The organism is Streptomyces sp. NWU339 (assembly GCF_003143855.1).
Taxonomy (GTDB): domain Bacteria; phylum Actinomycetota; class Actinomycetes; order Streptomycetales; family Streptomycetaceae; genus Streptomyces.
Genome location: NZ_QFRK01000007.1, coordinates 179,271 through 198,546 on the forward strand (window position 1 = coordinate 179,271; position 19,276 = coordinate 198,546).

The 19,276-nt window shown below is 73.0% G+C and carries 8 protein-coding genes; all 8 read left to right on the forward strand.

The genetic code is table 11. The annotated features are described in order from the left end of the window. Nucleotides 1–175 precede the first annotated feature (175 nt). Nucleotides 176–4,147, forward strand: coding sequence for a PglY protein (locus tag DIZ27_RS11255; protein WP_109378206.1), 3,972 nt, complete (start codon nt 176–178; stop codon nt 4,145–4,147). Beyond that, nucleotides 4,147–6,948 carry a BREX-2 system phosphatase PglZ gene (pglZ, locus tag DIZ27_RS11260; protein WP_109378207.1) on the forward strand — a complete coding sequence of 934 codons (2,802 nt, stop codon included), beginning with the start codon at nt 4,147–4,149 and terminating at the stop codon, nt 6,946–6,948. The genes DIZ27_RS11255 and pglZ overlap by 1 nt, the downstream gene beginning before the upstream one ends. Continuing rightward, a complete protein-coding gene (gene brxD / locus DIZ27_RS11265) occupies nt 6,945–8,279 on the forward strand; it encodes a BREX system ATP-binding protein BrxD (RefSeq protein WP_109378208.1) in 1,335 nt (444 codons plus the stop codon). Before pglZ ends, brxD begins: the two co-directional genes overlap by 4 nt. Continuing rightward, nucleotides 8,276–10,435 (forward strand): DEAD/DEAH box helicase, encoded by a 2,160-nt coding sequence (locus DIZ27_RS11270; RefSeq protein WP_109378209.1) that lies wholly within the window; start codon nt 8,276–8,278, stop codon nt 10,433–10,435. The genes brxD and DIZ27_RS11270 overlap by 4 nt, the downstream gene beginning before the upstream one ends. A 112-nt stretch (nt 10,436–10,547) precedes the next feature. After that, a complete protein-coding gene (locus DIZ27_RS11275) occupies nt 10,548–12,197 on the forward strand; it encodes a TIGR02677 family protein (RefSeq protein ID WP_109378210.1) in 1,650 nt (549 codons plus the stop codon). Further along, nucleotides 12,194–13,492: a TIGR02678 family protein gene (locus tag DIZ27_RS11280; protein WP_109378211.1), complete on the forward strand. Its 1,299-nt coding sequence runs from the start codon at nt 12,194–12,196 to the stop codon at nt 13,490–13,492. Before DIZ27_RS11275 ends, DIZ27_RS11280 begins: the two co-directional genes overlap by 4 nt. Before the next feature lie 8 nt (nt 13,493–13,500). Continuing rightward, entirely contained in the window at nt 13,501–17,760 is a 4,260-nt protein-coding gene (locus DIZ27_RS11285) for a TIGR02680 family protein (protein WP_109378264.1), read from the forward strand. Then, nucleotides 17,751–19,124: a TIGR02679 family protein gene (locus tag DIZ27_RS11290; protein WP_309074855.1), complete on the forward strand. Its 1,374-nt coding sequence runs from the start codon at nt 17,751–17,753 to the stop codon at nt 19,122–19,124. Before DIZ27_RS11285 ends, DIZ27_RS11290 begins: the two co-directional genes overlap by 10 nt. Nucleotides 19,125–19,276: the final 152 nt, after the last annotated feature.

The window sequence follows — 19,276 nt, forward strand, 5'->3', positions numbered from 1 at the left end:
ACCGCACGGACTCTGCCCGGCGCACACCCAAGGTGATCCCGCGGGCACCATGTGGTACGGAGGATTCCGCACCGACGGACATACGTGTCGGTGCCACCTGGCAGGATGGGAACGCGTCGAGAAGTGCGCGAGCCGTGCAGCCGAGCCATGAGCCGAGAGAAGGAACGACCGCCTGATGCCCACGAGCGAGTTCCTGCTGAAGGACGTCATCGAGATCAAGGAAGACGTCCACGCCGGCGACTTCAAGATCGAGCTTTCGCAGGGTTTCAGCGAGACCGACGCCCGGGTGGCCGAGTACGTGGTCACCGAGCAGCTCCAGGAGGCCTTTCGGCAGGCCCTGGACCTCGTGGCGGCCTGCGTCAGGTCGGGCAACTCGGAAGCCGCCTACCTGCACGGTTCCTTCGGCTCCGGCAAGAGTCACTTCCTGACCGTGCTGCACGCCGTGCTCAACAACCACCCGGCCGTCCGCACCAAGTCCCGGCTGGTGGAGGTGGTCGCGCCGCACGACGAGTGGCTGCGGCGGAGCAGGTTCCTGATGGTGCCGTACCACCTCGTCGGCTCTGCCGACCTCGACTCCGCTCTCCTCGGCGGCTACGTGCACACGGTGCGCGAACTGCACCCCGACAAGCCGCTGCCCCCCGTCTACCGGGCCGACGCCCTGTTGGCCGACGCCCGCAACCAGCGCGAGTTCCTCGGCGACGACGCCAAGTTCCTGCAGTGGCTCGGCAAGGGGGCCGCGGCCCTCACCCCGAGCGCAGCCGCGCCCGTGGAAGCCGACCCGGACGACATGCCGATGATCGACGGCGAGGCCGTGGCGCTGCCCGCCGGGACGTGGACCGGCGCCGACTTCGACCGGGCCTTCGCCGGCGCGCCTGACGACCCCTACCGCGAGCGGCTGGTCTCCGCCCTGCTCAGCGGTCCCATGGCCGCCTACGCGCAGGGCATGCGCGGCGAGGCCAGCGCGTTCCTGCCGCTGGAGAACGGCCTCAAGGTCATCTCCCGGCACGCCCAGTCCCTGGGGTACACCGGAGTCGTCCTCTTCCTCGACGAACTCGTCCTGTGGCTCCAGGCGAAGATGGGCAACCAGGACTTCGTACGCGACCAGGTGCAGCGGCTGGTCAAGCTGATCGAGTCGGGGGACAGCGGCCGGCCGGTGCCGATCGTGTCGTTCATCTCCCGCCAGCGCGACCTGTCCCAGCTGATCGGCTCGGACGTCGTCGGCGCCGACGTGACCAACCTCGAAGCCCAGATCGAGTACCTGGCCGAGCGGTTCAACGTCGTCGACCTCGAGGACAGCAACCTCGTCGAGATCATCAAGCACCGCGTGCTCGCCCCGAAGCCCGGCATGGAGTCCGTGCGCGACGACGCCTTCAAACTGGTGGAGTCCTCCAACGACGAGGTCCGGCAGATCCTCCTGGACGCGCAGGGCCGCACCGAGGCCTCCTGGGACGACTTCCGGGAGCTGTACCCGCTCTCCCCGGCGCTCCTCAACGTCCTCGTCGACCTCTCGGGCGCCCTCCAGCGCGAGCGCACCGGCCTCAAACTCGTCCAGGAGCTGCTGCGCCGCCGCCGCGACGACCTGAAGCTCGGCGAACTCATCCCGCTCGGCGACCTGTGGGACGTCATCGCCCACCGCTCCGGCGCCGCGTTCACCCCCCGGCTGCGCAAGGACGCCGAGACCGCGGACGACTTCCACGGACGGGTGCGCGAGGAACTGCTGCGCAAGTACAAGACCCCCGACGACAAGCGGTTCCAGGCCGACGAACGGCTCGTCAAGACCCTGCTGCTGGCCGCGCTCGCACCCAACGTGCCCGCCCTGACCCGGCTGACCGGCACCCGGCTCGCCGCCCTCAACCACGGTTCGATCCGGACCCGGGTCGGGGACGCCGGCTCCGTCGCCGCCAAGCGGCTGCGGGAGCTGCAGGTCTCCTTCGACAGCGAGCTGCGCAGCGAGGGGGACAGGACCGACCCCGTCTTCCACCTGCACCTCTCCGACATCGACGTCGAACCGCTCCTCGAAGAGGTGCAGGGTGTCGCCGACCAGCTCGGCTACCGACGGCAGTGGATCAAGGACCAGCTCTGGCGCGAGCTGGGCATCCAGGACACCCAGCCCTTCGTCTGCGAACGGGACGTCGTCTGGCGCGGCACCAAGCGGACCGTCGAGTTCGTCTTCGGCAACGTGCGCGACCCCCACCTGCCCGACGACGAGTTCGCACCCCAGCAGGCCGGGAACCTCCGCATCGTCTTCGACTACCCCTTCGACGACGGCGACCACGGCCCCATCGACGACCTCCAGCGCGTCAAACGGCTCCGGGGAGCGGGCCGCACCGAGCCCACGCTCGTCTGGCTGGCCGACTTCTTCTCCGAACAGACCTCCCGGCAGCTCGGCCGCCTGCTGAAGATCAACTACCTGCTGGAGCGCGACCGGCTCGAAGAGCACACCGCCACCCGCCCCGCCGAGGAGCGGACACAGATCCGCAACCAGCTCAAGGCGTCCCGCGACAACATCAGCGGCCACCTCACCGAAGCACTGCTCCAGCTCTACGGGATCAACCACGCCGAGCCGGAGACCGTCGGAGCGACCGTCCCCGACGGCCAGCACCTGGTCTCCCTGCTACCGGGCTTCACCCGCACCCGCCCCGAGCCGTCGGTCGGCTTCGAACAGAACCTGCTGCTGCTCGCCGACGGCATGTTCGCCGCCCGCTACCCCAAGCACCCCGACTTCGACCCGCGGCTGACGCGCAAGGCCATCACCGTGCGCGAACTCAAGACCACCATGGAGTGGATCGCCCGGGCGATGGAGGACGGCTCCCGACGGGTCGTCGTGGACAGCCACCCGCTGCCCGTCGTCAGGAAGATCGTGCACGCGCTCGGCCTCGGCGAGGTCCACGACGGACCGCTCAACGTCAGCAACGACTGGCGGCTGCGCATCAACAAGAAGGCCGCCGAGAACCCCGACACCGGCGACGACCTCGCTGTCGAGACGATCCGCGACTGGATCACCGAGCTCGGCTACGAGGGCCTCGACCGCAACGTGGGCAACCTGATCATCGCGACCTACGCGCTGCTCGACGACCGCACCTGGATCTACCAGACCCAGGTCGTTCCGCAGGCCCCCGAACTCGACCGCATAGTCCCCGGATACGGACTGCGGGCCGTCCCCCTCCCCGACGAGGACACCTTCGCCACCGCACTGCGGCGCGCAGGGGCGGTCTTCGGACAGAGCGTGTCGCCGGTGCTCTTCGCCAGGAACGTCTCGCGGCTCGCCGCGCAGGTGCGCACCGTCGCCGAAGAGCACCGCACCGCCGTGGGGGAGACCCGGACACTGCTCCAGGACAACGCCGTACGACTCGGTCTGGAAGGAGCCGGCGGCGTGGACGCGCCGCGGCTGAAGTCCACGAAGGCCGCCGCCGACCTGATCGCCCGCCTGCTGCGCACCACCGACGCCACCAGTCTCACGCGGGAACTCGCCGAAGCCGCCTACGAGGTGACGGACCGCCAGATCGGTGCTGCTCTCAAGCAGGCCCCCGAGGTGCTGCAGGTGCTGCGGGCCCAGCGCGACGGCCGCTGGTCCGACCTGGACATGGTCCGCGAACTCGCGGGCCGGGACGACGGCGTCGGCGACCGGGCACAGCGGCTGCTGGACACCGTCCGCCGGGCGGCCAACGCCCACGAGGAGGACGAATCGCTCGTCCCGGTACTGGACTCGCTGCAGGAGTCGGCAGTGGCCCTCATGCGGGAGGCCACCCGGCTCGCCCAGGCGGCCCGGCCGGTGGAACCCGTACAGCCCGCCGAGCCGACCGCGGAAGACGTACGCCTCACCGAGCACGGCACACCCCCGGTGCCCGTGGCTCCCGCCGCCGTCCCCGCCGAGCCGGACCGGGACCGCCCGCGTTCCGGACCGGCTCCGCGGGACCCGCGCGTGGGCTACGCGGCCGAGTCCGCCCGCCGCCCCGGCGCGTACGTCGTCGAACCCACCCAGCTGGAGAGCACGCTCGCGGCGACCGTCGACGGGCTCAGCGCCGACATCCGCCGCTTCCTCACCGCGCACCCCGGAGCCCGCGTCCAGGTCACCTGGCAGGTGGTCGAGGACGCCCACGGCGAGACCGGCGACACCGACCGGGACGAGAAGGAGACCGAACGCTGATGGCGCTCCTGCCACAGGTGGGACGGCGCACCGTCGAGGCACTCCTGGACCGGCACGCCAAGAAGCTGGCCGAGCACAGCCTGATGCTGGTCCACGGCCAGTACGCGGCCGGCTCGGCCACCACCTTCACCGCCGAGGTCGGTGAGCGGACCCGCCGCGTCACGGTGCGCGACGAGTCCTCCGTCCTCGGCATCCTGGCCGCCTGGCACAGCCACCGCGACGAGGCCGCCCCCGGCGACCTGCTGGTGGTCACCACCGGCGTCGACGACGACCAGCTCGGCTGGGACGTGCGCGGACACGCGGTGCACCGGCGCACGCTCAACGTCGAGAAGGCCGAGATCGTGACGCAGCGGTTCGGGGCCACCGGACTCGACGTGCGCATGTACCGCGAGGACTGGCTGCTCCAGGCCCTCGTCGACGCCGAACCCGCCGGACGGGGATGGCCGCGCACCGCGGGCACCCTCACCCGGGACGCCGCCCTGCGCGCCCTGGTCGTCGAGCGCCTCGGACTCGACCACCCGGACATCTCGCCCCACGCCCCGGCGGAGGCCGCCGTGGACGCGGACGTGCTGCTCGCCTGGTCGCGCACTCCCGCCGGGCCGCGCCGTTTCGCCGAACTCGGCGACACCGAACGCGCGGAGCTGAAGAGGTGGCTCGGTGAGGTCGCCGGGCCCGCCGTCCCCGTTCTGCTCACCCTCGCCGAGATCGGACGGGGACACGACGCGATGGCGCTCGGCCTGCTCGGTGCCGCGCTGCGCGACCCCGCCGCCGACCCCGACGTGGCCCTCGCCGTCGGCGGACTGTTCGGCAAGGCCGGACCACGCCGGGGCGAGATCGGCGCCTTCACCGACGCGGTGGAGGGCACCCTCCTGCGCTGGATAGGGGAGGCCGCGGGTTCGGTTGACGCGCGTCACAAGGTGTTCGCCGTACTGCAGCGCGCCGACGATCTGGCCCGGGACGCCGGTCTCACCGCAGGACTCGACAACAGCCGTTTCCTCCTGTCCAGCTTCGCCGCCCAGCTCGCCGCTGTCGTCGAGGGCGCCCGCAGGTCCCCCGCGCAAGGCGAGAGCGCCCTGGCCGAGCTGACCGGGCACGCCTTGGCCGGACTCTTCCCCGACCGGGTGCGCGTCGCCGAGATGGCCGTGCGTCTCGCACGGTGGTTGCGTCAGGGGCCGCCCGCCGTCACCTCCGTGGCCACCGGCGTGCGCGACCACGTCGCCGAGTGGGGGTGGGTGGACCGGGCGCTGTCCGTCCTCTGGGCCGGCGACCCCGGAGGTGACCCGGCTGTCGCACGGAGCCTGCGCGACCTCTACGAGGACGGACGGGCCCAGCGTGAACGCCTCGACGAGCAGTTCGCCCGGCACCTGCTCGGCTGGACCCCGAACGCCACCGCCCAGCAGCCGGGCGGCTGCCTGGTCGTCGAGAACGTCCTCGACACCGTCGTGCGCCCCCTGACGACGGGCGGAGCGCCTCTGGTGATCGTGCTCGACGGGATGAGCAGCGCCGTCGCCGCGCAACTGGGGGAGGAAGCCGAACGGGAAGGCTGGCAGGAGATCGTGCCCCGGCCCGGCGAAGGAGCACGGCGCACCCGCCTCGCAGCCGTCTCCGCGCTGCCCTCGATCACCCGCACGAGCCGGGCGTCCCTGCTCAGCGGCACGGCCACCCAGGGAGGACAGTCCGTCGAGGCCTCCGGGTTCGCGACCTTCTGGAAGAAGCGGCGCAAGGACGCGGTCCTCTTCCACAAGGCGTCGATAGGGGGAGACGCGGGCCACTTCCTCGCCCAGGAACTCACCTCCGCGCTCGCCTCCGACGCGGTCGTCGGCGTCGTCCTCAACACCATCGACGACGCGCTCGACTCCGGCCAGCAGGGACAGCGCACCGTGTGGTCCCTCGGCGACATCACCTACCTGCGGGAACTGCTGGCCGCCGCCCGCAGCTACGCGCGCCCCGTCGTCCTCGTCGCCGACCACGGACACGTCATCGACCGTGGCCGAGGCCGGGTCACCCCGGCTGCGGACGGCGGCGGCTCGGCACGCTGGCGGCCGGACGCCGACGCCGGCGACGGCGAGGTCGTGCTGAGCGGACCGCGCGTCCTCGAAGGCGGCGGCACCATCACCGTTCCCTGGCACGAGGACATCCGGTACGCCGCCCGCCGGGCCGGCTACCACGGCGGGGCCTCCCTCGCCGAGATCACCGTCCCGGTCCTCGTCCTCCTCCCCCCGAAGGAACTCGCTCCGCGCGACTGGGAACCGCTGCCCCGCGAACAGGCCACGCCCTCCTGGTGGAAGGCCACCGCCGCGCCCCCCGTCGAGGTGCCGGAATCCCGGACGGAGAGCGCCGCGCAGCCGGTGCGGAAACCCGCGAAGCCGACACGTCGGCAGGACGAGGAACTGTTCGGCACCGACGACGTGGTGATGCCCGAAGCGGCACCGGAGACCACGCCTGCTCCCGCGACCCTCGGCGGGCGCGTGGTGGCGAGCGAGGTGTACGAGGCGCAGAAGGAGTACGTGCGCAAGGCCCCGGAGGGCAAGGTCGTCGCCGCCGTCATCGACGCGCTCGCCGCCGCCGGGGGCACCATGTCGCCCGCCGCCCTGGCCGCCGCCATCTCGGCGACCGGCCGGGTGCGGCGCAACATCGAGGGCTTCGTCGCCACCGTGCAGCGCCTGCTCAACGTCGAGGGGTACCCGGTACTCGGCTTCGTCGACGCCGGTCACGCGGTCAAGCTCGACGTCGCCCTGCTCCGGGACCAGTTCCTGCCCGACGAAGCGAGGGCCGGGTCGCCGAGGAAGGAGACGTCATGAGCGCGGCGGCCCCGGCCAGCCCCGTCCGCATGCGGGAGGTCGTGGACGCGCTGCGGCGCGGCACCGTACCGCAGGCCGGGCTGGACCTGCTCGCCGTCGGCCTGGACCGGTTCGAGACCGCGCTCGACGACGACCTGGCGGCAACGGCACGGGGCGGAGCGGCGTTCCACGCCATCCGCGGCGAGTACGGCTCCGGGAAGACGTTCTTCGCGCGGTGGCTCGCCGAGCGCGCCAAACGCGCCGGACTGGCCACGGCGGAAGTCCAGATCTCCGAGACCGAGACCCCGCTGCACCGGCTGGAGACGGTCTACCGCAGGCTCACCGAGCGCCTGACGACCGCCACCCACCAGCCCAGCGCACTGCGCGCGGTCGTCGACTCGTGGTTCTACACACTGGAGGAAGAGGTCCTCGACGCCGGGGAGACGGACGAGGAGGACGAGGCGGCACTCGCCGCGGCCGTCGACGTGCTCATGGAACGCAGACTCGCCGACGTCGCCAGGACCACCCCCGCCTTCGCCGCCGCACTGCGCGGCTACCGGCGGGCCGTCGCCGCCGGAGACGGGGCGACGGCGGAAGCACTCATCGCCTGGCTCGGCGGCCAGAAGTCGGTCGCAGCCTCCGCCCGCCGCAGCGCCGGAGTCCGAGGGGACCTTGACCACTTTGCGGCCCTCGGCTTCCTGCAGGGGCTGCTCACCGTGCTGCGCGACTGCGGCCACCCTGGCCTCCTCCTCGTCCTCGACGAGATCGAGACCCTGCAACGGGTACGAGGTGACGTCCGGGAGAAGGGCCTCAACGCGCTGAGGCAGCTGCTGGACGAGATCGACGCGGGCCGGTTCCCGGGGCTCTTCCTCGTCATCACGGGGACCCCGGCGTTCTACGACGGACAACAGGGTGCGCAGCGGCTGCCTCCGCTCGCACAACGACTGGCCACCGACTTCACGACTGACCCGCGCTTCGACTCCCCGCGCGCCGTCCAGCTCCGGCTCCCGGGATTCGACCTGCCTCAGCTCGGCGAGCTCGGCCGTACCGTGCGGGACCTGTATGCCCGGATCGCACGCCATCCCGAGCGGGTGACCGAGCGGGTCGACGACGCGTATCTGACGGAGCTGGCCAGAGCCGTCACCGGCGGACTCGGCGGCAAGGTCGGCGTCGCGCCCCGCGTGTTCCTGCGCAAGCTGGTGGCCGACGTCCTCGACCGTGTCGACGAGTTCGAGGACTTCGACCCCCGCACGCACTACGCGCTCACCATCACCTCGTCCGAGCTCACCGAGACCGAACGCAACGCGGCCGCGTCCGGGGACGCCGGCGCCGTCGAACTGGAGCTGCCGTGAGTGCCGGGGACCTGGACCCGGCACTCATCCACCACATCGTCAACACCCTGGGGTGGCGGAGCCTGCGCCCGCTCCAGGAAGCAGCCGTCACCCCTCTGGTCTGCGGGGACGACGCTGTCCTGCTCGCTCCCACCGCGGGCGGTAAGACCGAGGCAGCCGCCTTTCCCCTGCTGACCCGGATGACGGGGGAGCGGTGGAGCGGCACGTCCGTCCTCTACGTCTGCCCGCTGAAGGCTCTGCTCAACAACCTGCTGCCGCGGTGGGAGACCTACGCCTCCTGGCTGGGCCGCACCGCGGCCCTGTGGCACGGAGACACCACGGCCGGTGTCCGCAAACGGATCCTCGCCGCACGCCCCGACGTCCTGCTCACCACGCCGGAATCGCTCGAAGCGATGCTGGTGAGCGCCAACGTCGACCACACCTCGTTTTTCTCGGGGCTGCGGGCCGTCGTGGTGGACGAGGTGCACGCCTTCGCCGGTGACGACCGGGGATGGCACCTCCTCGCCGTATTGGAACGCCTGCAACGGGTGGTGGGCCGACCGGTGCAACGCGTCGGCCTCTCGGCGACCGTCGGCAATCCCGACGCATTGCTCACCTGGCTGCAGGGTTCAGGCGCGAGTAAGCGGCCGGGACAGGTGATTGCCCCCCACCTCACCGAGTCCCCGCCCACAGCACCCGCGGTCACGTCTCCCTCCGCAGCAACCGGTGGATCAGCCGCCGTCCCACCGGGAGACGTCCAACTCGACTACGTCGGCTCGCTCGACAACGCGGCCACCGTCATCGCCGCACTGCACCGTGGCGAGAAGCGCCTCGTCTTCTGCGAGTCACGGCGATACGTGGAGGAACTCGGGGAGAAGCTCCTGGCGAAGGGCGTCACCACCTTCCTCTCGCACGCCTCCCTCTCCCTCGACGAGCGTCGGCGCGCCGAGGCGGCCTTCGCCGAGGCCCGCGACTGCGTGATCGTCTCCACCAGCACGCTGGAACTCGGCATCGACGTCGGTGACCTGGACCGGGTCATCCAGATCGACGCCCCCGCCTCGGTGGCCTCCTTCCTCCAACGACTCGGCCGTTCCGGGCGACGCGAGGGCACCGCACGCAACTGCCTCTTCCTCGCCTTGGACGAGGAAGGCCTGCTGGGAGCGGCCGGACTGCTGCTCAAGTGGTCGCAAGGATGGGTAGAGCCCGTCGTGGCACCACCGGAACCCCGGCATATCGTCGCCCAGCAACTCCTCGCCCTATGCCTGCAGGAGAACCGTGTCGGCGAGCACCTGTGGCAGGAATGGTGGAACGGCCTCGGCCCCTTCGGCGCGTCGGCCGAGCCGATCGTGCGCCACCTCGTCGACCAGGGGTACCTGGACCGGGACGGCGGCATGCTGTTCATCGGCCCGGAGGCGGAACGGTGCTTCGGACACCGCCACTTCATGAACCTCACCGCCGTGTTCACCGCGCCCCCGCAGTTCACCGTCCTACAGGGGCGTACGGAGATCGGCCGGACCGACCCCAGCCTCCTCACCGAACGGGTCGACGGCCCGCGGCGGCTTCTGCTGGCCGGCCGGAGCTGGCAGGTCACCTACATCGACTGGCGGCGCAAGCGCTGCTTCGTCGAACCCGTCGACGGAGGAGGCAAGGCCAAGTGGAGCAGTCCCGGATTCGGTTCGGCGGGCTCCTACGAGCTCACCCGTGCGGAACGCCGGGTACTGCTGGGTGAGGACCCGCCCGTGAAGATGACGGGGCGGGCGACCAGTGTCCTGCGGCGGGCCCGTGAGGAATACCTGGAGCGGGTACATCCCGGGGGCACCTTGATCGTTCAGGACACGGAGGGACAGATGCGCTGGTGGACCTGGGCGGGCCACCGTGCGAACGCCACACTCGCCGCGACTCTCGACACGGTCGCCGTGCCGGGACAACACGTCAACGACCGCTGGATCCGGCTGCGCGAGGACGTCACCGTGCACACCTGGAGTGATGTGAAGAAGGATGTGATCGACCGGTTGTGCCTGCCGGACGTCGACGAACGCGCGGTACGTGGTCTGAAGTTCGGCGATGCCCTTCCACCGCGCCTGGCTGAGGCCACACTGTCGGCCCGGCTGGCCGACACGGAGTCCGCCGCCGCCGTGCTCACGGAATCGGTGCGCTTCGTCCGGCACGAACGGTGACGTCGCCCGGTGCTCGCGCTGGGCGAGGATAAAGGACAGCCGAACGGGCTGAGCATACGAAAACCGGGCATCGAGCACGTCGCTGCCACAGATCCGGAACAATGAACCGACGATGACCTCGCAGACCTCCCCGGCTTCCCGGCCCCACAACCCCACCTCCGCCGACTACACCCCCTTCGCCCACCTCACCGCCCCCAACGCCCCCCTCTACCGCCAGGTGATGCGAGTCTTCCTCGCCGCCAAGGAGCGGTTCGCGGTGCATCTGCGGCCGGAGGACGTGTACGCCGCACTGGGCGCGGGGAGCCGGCCCGCCGACCTCGAGGCGGTGACGCAGGCGCTGGACAAGCTGGTGGAGTGGGGCAACCTGCGGGCCGACCCGGACCACGCACGGGTGACGGCGGTCGAGGACTTCTACCGCAGGCGGTTCATCTACCAGCTCACCCGCGCCGGTGAGGCCGCCGAGGCGGCGCTGGGGACGTACGACGAGGTGCTGGGGCGGCGCGGCGAGCTCCAGGCGGTCGCGCTGCACGACATCGTCACGCAGCTGCGGGCGCTGCTGGTGATCGCCGCGGAGGACGAGCCCGACCCGGCCAAGACGTACGTCGCCCTGTCCGTGCTGACGGCGCGGTTCACCGACCTCGCGGACAACGCCCGCGCCTTCATGGGCTCGCTCCAGCGCACCATCGACCTGCACGACATCGAGGTCGAGGCGTTCCTCGCGTACAAGGACCGGCTGATCCAGTACCTGGAGCGGTTCATCCAGGACCTCATCACCCTCGGTGGGCGGATCGCCTTGCTGATCGGGGAGCTGGAGGAGCGGGGGAGCGTGAAGCCGCTGCTGTCGCTCGCCGCCGCCCGGGAGGCCGCCGACGCCGCTTTTGAGGACGCCGAGCGCGCTCAGGCGGTGGCGTACGAGCGGTGGGCCGCCCGGTGGTCCGGGCTCGCCGAGTGGTTCGTGTCGGGGGAGGGGCGGGAGTCGCAGGCCCGGCTGCTGCGCGGGCGGGCGCTCGGTGCGATCCCGCAGCTCCTGGCCGTCGTACGGCAGCTCAACGAGCGGCGAGCCGGGCGCTCGGACCGCTCGGCCGACTTCCGCACCCTGGCGCGCTGGTTCGCCCAGGCGCCGGACGACGCGGCGCGGCACCGGCTGTGGCGGGTGGCGTTCGGGCTGCACTCCTCGCGGCACCTCACCGTCGACGCCGACACCCTCGCCGAACGGACGGCCTCCCCGGAGCCGGCCTCCACCCAGTGGGGCGAGGCGCGACCGCTGCGGATCAGCCCCCAGCTGCGCCGCACCGGCAGCTACGAACGGCGCGGCAAGCCGCGCAAGGTGGCGGACCGGGGCGAGGCGAAGCGCAGGCTCGCCGAGATCGCCGCCCGGCAGACGGAGGAGACCAGGCGGGCCCGGGACCGACTGGTGACGGGCGGGCCGGTGCGGCTGTCCCGGCTCGGCGAACTCGACCCGCTCGCCTTCCAGTTGTTCCTGCGGCTGCTCGGCGACGCGCTCGCCACCTGGCGGCCGGACACGACCACCACCGCGGCCACCAGCGGGGACGGTTCGATGGAGATCCGGCTGACCGCGCTCGACGACGGATCGACGGCCGAAGTGCACACCCCCGACGGTGTGTTCAGGGGCCCCGACCACCTGGTCGACATCGTCGACCTCACGGCGGGGCACGGCGACCGCGCCGCACCCGGCCTCGTCCCCCTTCCCATACCCGCCCCACGGGAGGGCATCTCTCCCCGGCTCACGGAGGACCGATGAGCAGCGGCCCCCTCGCCGAGGTCCTGGACGGCCAGCGGCAGGCCGACCTCCAGAAGGCCGCACGTGCCCTGCTGAAGGAGCCGCTGCTCACCGCCGACGGGCCGTACGCCGACGAGTTCCGGCTGGTGCGCCGGCACGCCGCCGAGCTGCGGGAGTGGTTCGAGCGCAACGTCGGCTGGACGCTGCGCACGGACGCCGACGCCGCACGGCTGCGCAAGACACCGGGCACCCTCACCGATGCCACGCACCCGGCGCGCGAGGCCGCCCGCAGCGCCCTGCCCTTCACCCGCCGCCGCTACGTCCTGCTCTGCCTGGCCTTGGCCGCACTGGAACGGGGCGAGTCGCAGGTGGCGCTCGGGCGCCTCGCCGAACAGGTCGTGCTGGCCGCCGCCGATCCCGAACTCGTCGCCGCCGGGATCACGTTCACCCTGGAGCGGCGCGACGAACGCCTCGACCTCGCGGCCGTCGTCCGCCTGCTGCTGCGGCTCGGGGTGCTGCGGCGGGTGGCCGGCGACGAGGACGCCTACGTCAGCGGAGCGGGCGACGTGCTGTACGACGTGCGGCGGCGCGTGCTGGCCGGGATGCCGGCGTCCCTGCGGGGCCCCTCCATGGTCGAGGCCGAGGGCTTCGAGGAGCGCCTGACGGAGATGACCGCGCGGACCGCGCTCGACAGCGACGAGCTCAGGTTCCGGGCGATCCGCTGGAAGCTGACCCGCGTCCTTTTGGACGACCCGGTGCTCTACTACGACGACCTCACCGACGACGAACTGGCCTACCTCACCCGGCAGCGCGGCTTCATCACCGCGCGCATCAACGAACTGACCGGACTCGTCCCGGAGGTCCGGGCCGAGGGCGTCGCCATGGTCGACCCCCTGGACGACCTCACGGACGTGCGCATGCCGGAACAGGGCACCCACGGTCACATCACCCTGCTGCTGGCCGGGCACCTGGCACGGGCGACCGGGCCCGTCGAGCCGGAGGAACTGGCGGTCCGCGTACGGGAACTGGCCGCGGAGCACGGCGGGTTCTGGTCCAAGTCGGCGCGGGAGCCGGGAGCGGAACCCGAACTCGTCGAGAAGGCGCTGACCAAACTGGTGGCGCTGGGACTCGCCGAGCGCACGGAACGGGGCGTCGTCCCGCGGCCGGCCCTCGCGCGGTACGCGGTCGGCGAGCCCGTCGTCCGAGAACCAGAACCCGGCCGGGCCCGCCGACCCGCCACGACCGCGCAGACCGCAGAGGCCGCAAAAGCTGCAAAAGCCGTGCAGGCAGTGCAGAACATGCAGGACGAAAGGTGAACTGCCCCGTGACCGCGCTCCCCGGCCCCGGAACCCCCGGCCCCGCGCTTCCCGCTCCCGCCCCCGGCCGGTGGCGCCCCCTGCGCATCGGACTCGTCGACCTCTTCCACTACGACGTCGAGGAGTTCTGGTTCCGCGACGGCCGGCTGCTGCTGCGCGGCAACAACGGCACCGGCAAGTCGAAGGTGCTCGCCCTCACCCTGCCGTTCCTCCTGGACGGCGACCTCTCCGCCCGCCGCGTCGAGCCCGACGGCGACCCGGGCAAGCGCATGGAGTGGAACCTCCTCCTGGGCGGCGCGCACCCGCACCCCGAACGGCTCGGCTACACCTGGATCGAGTTCGGACGGCTCGACGAGGCCACGGGCGAGGCGCACTTCCGCACCCTGCTGTGCGGGCTGAAGGCGGTCGCCGGACGCGGTATCGCCCGTCACTGGTTCGCGGTCACCGACCAGCGGATCGGCGCCGGCCTCGACCTGCTGGACGCGACCGGGACGGCCCTGTCCCGGGACCGGCTCGCCGAGGCCGTCGGTGACCGCGGCATGGTGTACGACACGGCGAAGGCCTACCGCAGGGCGGTCGACGAGGCGCTCTTCGGGCTCGGGGAGCGGCGCTACGGCGCCCTGGTCGACCTCCTGATCCAGCTGCGCCAGCCCCAGCTGTCCAAGCGCCCGAGCGAGGCCGCCCTGTCCCGGGCGCTGACCGAGGCGCTGCCGCCGATGGACCAGGCGGTCGTCGCCGACGCGGCGGAGGCGTTCCGGTCGCTGGACGAGGAGAAGGAGGAACTGCGGGCGGCCCGCGAGGCCGAGCAGGCGTCTTCGGCGTTCCTCGACCACTACCGGCGCTACGCACGCCTCGCCTCCCGGCGCCGCGCCCGTCTGCCCCGCCGTGAACACGCCCGGTACGAGAACCTCCAGCGGGAGCTCTCCAAGGCGCAGGCGGACCGGGACCGGGCCGTGGTGGACCGCGAGGAGGCCCAAGCGAGGGGCGCCGCCCTCGACGAGCGGGCCGCGCGGCTGGCCGCCCAGGACGCCGCGCTGCGGTCCGGGCCCGAGATGCGCGACGCCCGCGCGCTCGACCGGGCGGCGGACGACGCCTCCCGCACGGCCGGGGAGCTGAAGCGGGCCGAGGCGGACCGGCGTACGGCGGCCGAGGCGCACACCCGGGCCCTGGGCCGACTCGCCACCGCGGACAACCGGCTCACGGCCGCCCGGGAGGTTCTGGACGACATCCTGGGCCGGGTGGCCGAGAGCGCCGCGGCCGCCCGGCTCGACGTGCCCAGGACGGAGGGAGCCCCCGACGCGGTCCTGCGCCGGGAGACGGACGAGGCGACGGCGAGCAGGCGGCGCGCCGTCGAGCACGTGGCGGAACTCGCCGCGCAGGCCGAGCGGGCCGGGGAACAGCACCGGGCCGCCCGGCTGCGCGCCGACGAGGCCGACGAGGAGGCCGTGCACGCCGAGGAGCGGCTGGCCGAGGCGGAGGAGGGCGTCGCCCGGGCGGGGCGGGCTCTGGTCACGACCGTGCGGGAGCACCTCTCCGGGTGCGGGGAGCTGCGGGTGCCCGGGCTGCCGGGGGTCCTGGACGCGGTACAGGACTGGGTGAGCTCCCTGGACGGCCCGCTGCCGGCCCGTACGGCGGCGACCGAGGCGCATCGCGCCGCCGCCTCCCGCCTGGCCGACCGGGCGGCCCTGCTGGCCCACCGCGAGGAGGCGGCGGCGGAGCGACAGCGGCTGGCGGCGGAGGAACTGACCGCCCTCGAAACGGGCGGGCAGCGCGGCCCGTCGGCCCCCCACACGCGCACCCCCGGCGTACGGGACCGGGGCCCCGGCGCTCCGCTGTGGCGGCTCGTCGACTTCCGTCCGCACGTCACCGAGGCCGACCGTGCGGGACTGGAAGCCGCGCTGGAGGCGTCGGGGCTCCTCGACGCCTGGGTGCGGCCGGACGGTTCCGCGGTCGGGGCGGACGGCCACGACGTGCTGCTCGATCCGGTCGGGCTGCTCGGCGGGGCCGGCCTCGACCGCGCGCTGTGCCCGGCGGTCGATCCCGCGGACGCGGGGGCCGCCGCCGTGGGGGAGGAGACGGCCGCACGTCTGCTCGCCTCGATCGGTCTGGCCGCGGGCGGCGACGGGCCCGGGGAGGCCTCCCGGGAGGCCGGCGGCCACGACACCTGGGTCTGCGCGGACGGCCGCTTCCGTGTCGGGGCGCTCACCGGAAGCTGGGCCAAGGACAGCGCCCAGTACGTCGGAGAAGGAGCGCGGGAGCAGGCGCGTCGCGTCCGGGTCGGAGAACTGCGCGCCGAGATCGACGACTTGACGGCGGAGCGGGAACGGCTGACCGAGGAAGCCCGCGCCGTGGCCGGGCGCCGCACCGTACTGGACGCCGAACTCGCCGCACTGCCGGGTGACGACGACCTGCGGCACGCCCACGCACGCGTCACCGCCGCGACCGAGGCGGTCCGCCGCGCCCGCGCCCGGCGGGACGAACGAGCCGCGGAACTGGCTCCGGCGGCACGCAGGGCCGAACACACGGCGGCCGAACTCGCCGACACCGCAGCCGCCCTGAACCTCCCCACCGACCGCACGGCGCTGGGCGCCGTGCGCCAGGCGCTCGCCGACCACACCGCCCTCCTGGCGGCCCTGTGGCCCGCCCTGCGCGAACGCACGGAGGCCGAACGCGCAGTGACCGGAGAGCAGGAGGAGACCCACCGGGCCGAACTCCTCGTCTTTGAACTCGCGAAGCGTACGGCGGAGTCGGCCCGGATCGCCGCGGCTGCGGACGAACATCTCACGACACTCCGCTCCACCGTCGGAGCGGCCGTCGCCGAACTCCAGCGGCAGCTGGAGGAGACGGCCGAGGCGGTCCGGATCTGCGCGCACGAACAGGAGCAGGCCCGGACGGAGTACGGTGACGCCGACCGGCGGGCCAGCCGTGCCGAGGGGCGCATCGAGCGGCTCGCCGAGGACGTCACCGAGGCGACCGCCGCGCGAGAGGAAGCCGTCGCGGCGCTCCAGCGGTTCTCCGCGACGGGGCTGCTCACCGTCGCGCTGCCCGACCTCGCCGTACCGGGTGACGACGGAGGGCCGTGGGCGGCGACCCCCGCCATCGCCCTCGCACGGGCCGTGGAGTCCCGGCTCTCCTCGGTCGACGACACCGATGCGGCCTGGGAGCGGGTGCAGAAACGGCTGAGCGAGGAGTTCGGCAGGCTCCAGGACGCGCTGTCGCGGCACGGCCACACCGCCACCGCCCGCCCGAGCGAGGACGGCATGCGGGTCGACATCGTCTACCAGGGCCGGGAACGGGCCGTGCCCGAACTCGCCGAGGCGCTGGCGGTGGAGGTCGAGGAACTGACCCGCATCCTGTCCGCACACGAGCGCGAGATCCTCCAGACCCATCTGATCACCGAGGTCGCCGGCACGCTCCAGGAACTGATCGGGGCGGCCGAACGGCAGGTGGCCGCCATGAACAGGGAGCTGGAGGAGCGCCCGACCTCCACGGGGATGAAGCTGCGGCTGGTGTGGCGGGCGTCCCGCCGGGCCCCGCAGGGGCTGACCCAGGCCCGTGAACGGTTGCGCCAGTCCGCCGACGCCTGGTCGCCCGAGGACCGGGCCGCGGTCGGCGCGTTCCTCCAGGAGCAGATCGCCCGCCGACAGGCCGACGACAGCGCCGGCAGCTGGCTGGAGGACCTCACCGCCGCCCTCGACTACCGGGCCTGGCACGAGTTCGGGGTCGAACGCCACCAGCACGGCAAGTGGGTGCCCGCCACCGGGCCCGCCTCGGGCGGGGAGCGGGTACTGGCCGCGTCCGTGCCCCTGTTCGCCGCCGCGTCCTCCCACTACGCGAGCGCGGGCGGCGCGTACGCCCCGCGCCTGGTCACCCTGGACGAGGCGTTCGCCGGCGTCGACGACGACTCGCGCGCCAAGTGCCTCGGCCTGCTGCGCGCCTTCGACCTCGACGTCGTCATGACCAGCGAGCGCGAATGGGCCTGCTACCCCCAGGTGCCCGGCATCGCCATCGCCCAGCTCTCCCGCGTCGACGACATCGACGCCGTACTGGTCACGCGGTGGGAGTGGGACGGCAGCGAACGGCGGCGCGGCACGGAGCCCGGCACACGGGCGGACGCGGCGAGGCCGGCTCCCCTGGTCGACGGGCTCGGCGAGGCGGCCGAGGGACCGGTGGGTTCCACCGGTGAGCCGGGGCGGACCGTCGCCGGAGGTGTCGGAAGCGCCGGAAGCGCCGGAGATGCCGGAAGTCAGGAGTCCTGGTGGACGTGAACCCTGCGACGAGTCCGTCCGCCCGCGACGGTCGTGTTCCCACGGCCCACGCGGCGGCCGGGGGAGAGACAGCAGCGGACGGCGCCGCCGCAGACACGGCACCGGCCGTGCCGCCGGAGGCCGGGGACCGGGCCGGCATCGACACCGGGCGTCTCGGCCGTCTGCTGGGAGACCCCGGCCTCGCCTGGCTCGTGGACCGCGCCCGGCAGCGGCTGGCCCGTGGGCGGCCGCTCACCGGCTCCGTGACCCTGTCCGACCCCGACGCCTCCCAACGCCTGGCCGTCGAGCGCCTGTTGGGGCGGGCGCCACGAGCAGGCGGTTCCCTGAGCGTCCGCCTCGACACCGTGGACGCGGTCCTGCGCCGTTCCGGTGTCAGCCCCGACGGACTGGCGGCCGCCGTGGTGGCCCTCACCGGCCCCGTCCCCCTCCGTGCGGAGACCCGGGACAGGGAGGAACGGGCCTGGGCAAGGGCGTACGCCCCGCTCGACACCCTCGGTGCCGGACTGGCGCCCTGGGCCGAGCGGGTCCGCGGGGGCGGTCTCGTACGGCGCCTCGCCCGTACCCCGCAGGCCGCGGGCACTCTGGTGGAGGCTGCCGTGCGCACGTTGCGTGCGCTGCCCGCGTCACCCCCGATCTCGCGAGCGACGTTCGCGGCACGGAACCTCTCGGGCGCCCATGTCCTGGACGAGGGGACACCGCTCGCCACTCTCGTCCTGTCCGGCATCCGTTCCCTCACCGGCTTCCCCGACGGCTCCGGTGCGCAGTGGCGGCGGGAGGCATGGGCCTCGGCGGGGCTGCTCAAGGACGATCTGTCCTCGACCGTCCTCACCCTCAACCTGCGCGGTACCCCACCCCTCGACTGGATGGCCGACGCGGGGGAGCCGGCGGTGCTGACGCTCCGCTCCCTCACCCGTCGCGCACCGGTTGTCGCCGTCCCGGTGACGGGAACCGTCCACATCTGCGAGAACCCGGCTGTGCTGTCCGCCGCCGCCGACACCCTCGGCCCGGCGTGCCCGCCCCTGGTGTGCCTCCAGGGGCAACCGTCGGCCGCCGCTCTCACCTTGTTGCGCGACCTGTCCGCACGGGGAGCCGGCCTTCTCTACCACGGCGATTTCGACTGGGGCGGTGTACGCATCGCCGCAGCACTGGCGGGAAACGTCCCTTGGCGGCCGTGGCGCTATGAGGCTGTCCACTACCGAGCAGCAGTGGTCGCACTGGCCGAAGCCCCGGAGTTGACGGGCCCGCCCGCGGCGACTCCCTGGGACCCTGCCCTGGCCGTCGCTCTCGCCGAGCACGGTGTCCGGGTCGAGGAGGAAGCGGTGCTGGACGACCTGCTCGCGGACCTCGGGTCAGGATCCCGTTGAGGTGCGTCCCCCACGTGTGGCGGGCACGGAATCCGACGAGTACCGCGCCGATGGCGATCAGGGTTCCCTCGTCGTCGGAGGTCTTTCCGATGCCGCACCACGTGGAGTGCGTGGCGATCCTGGCGCCTGCGGGAAAGAGCGGCTGACCTGCG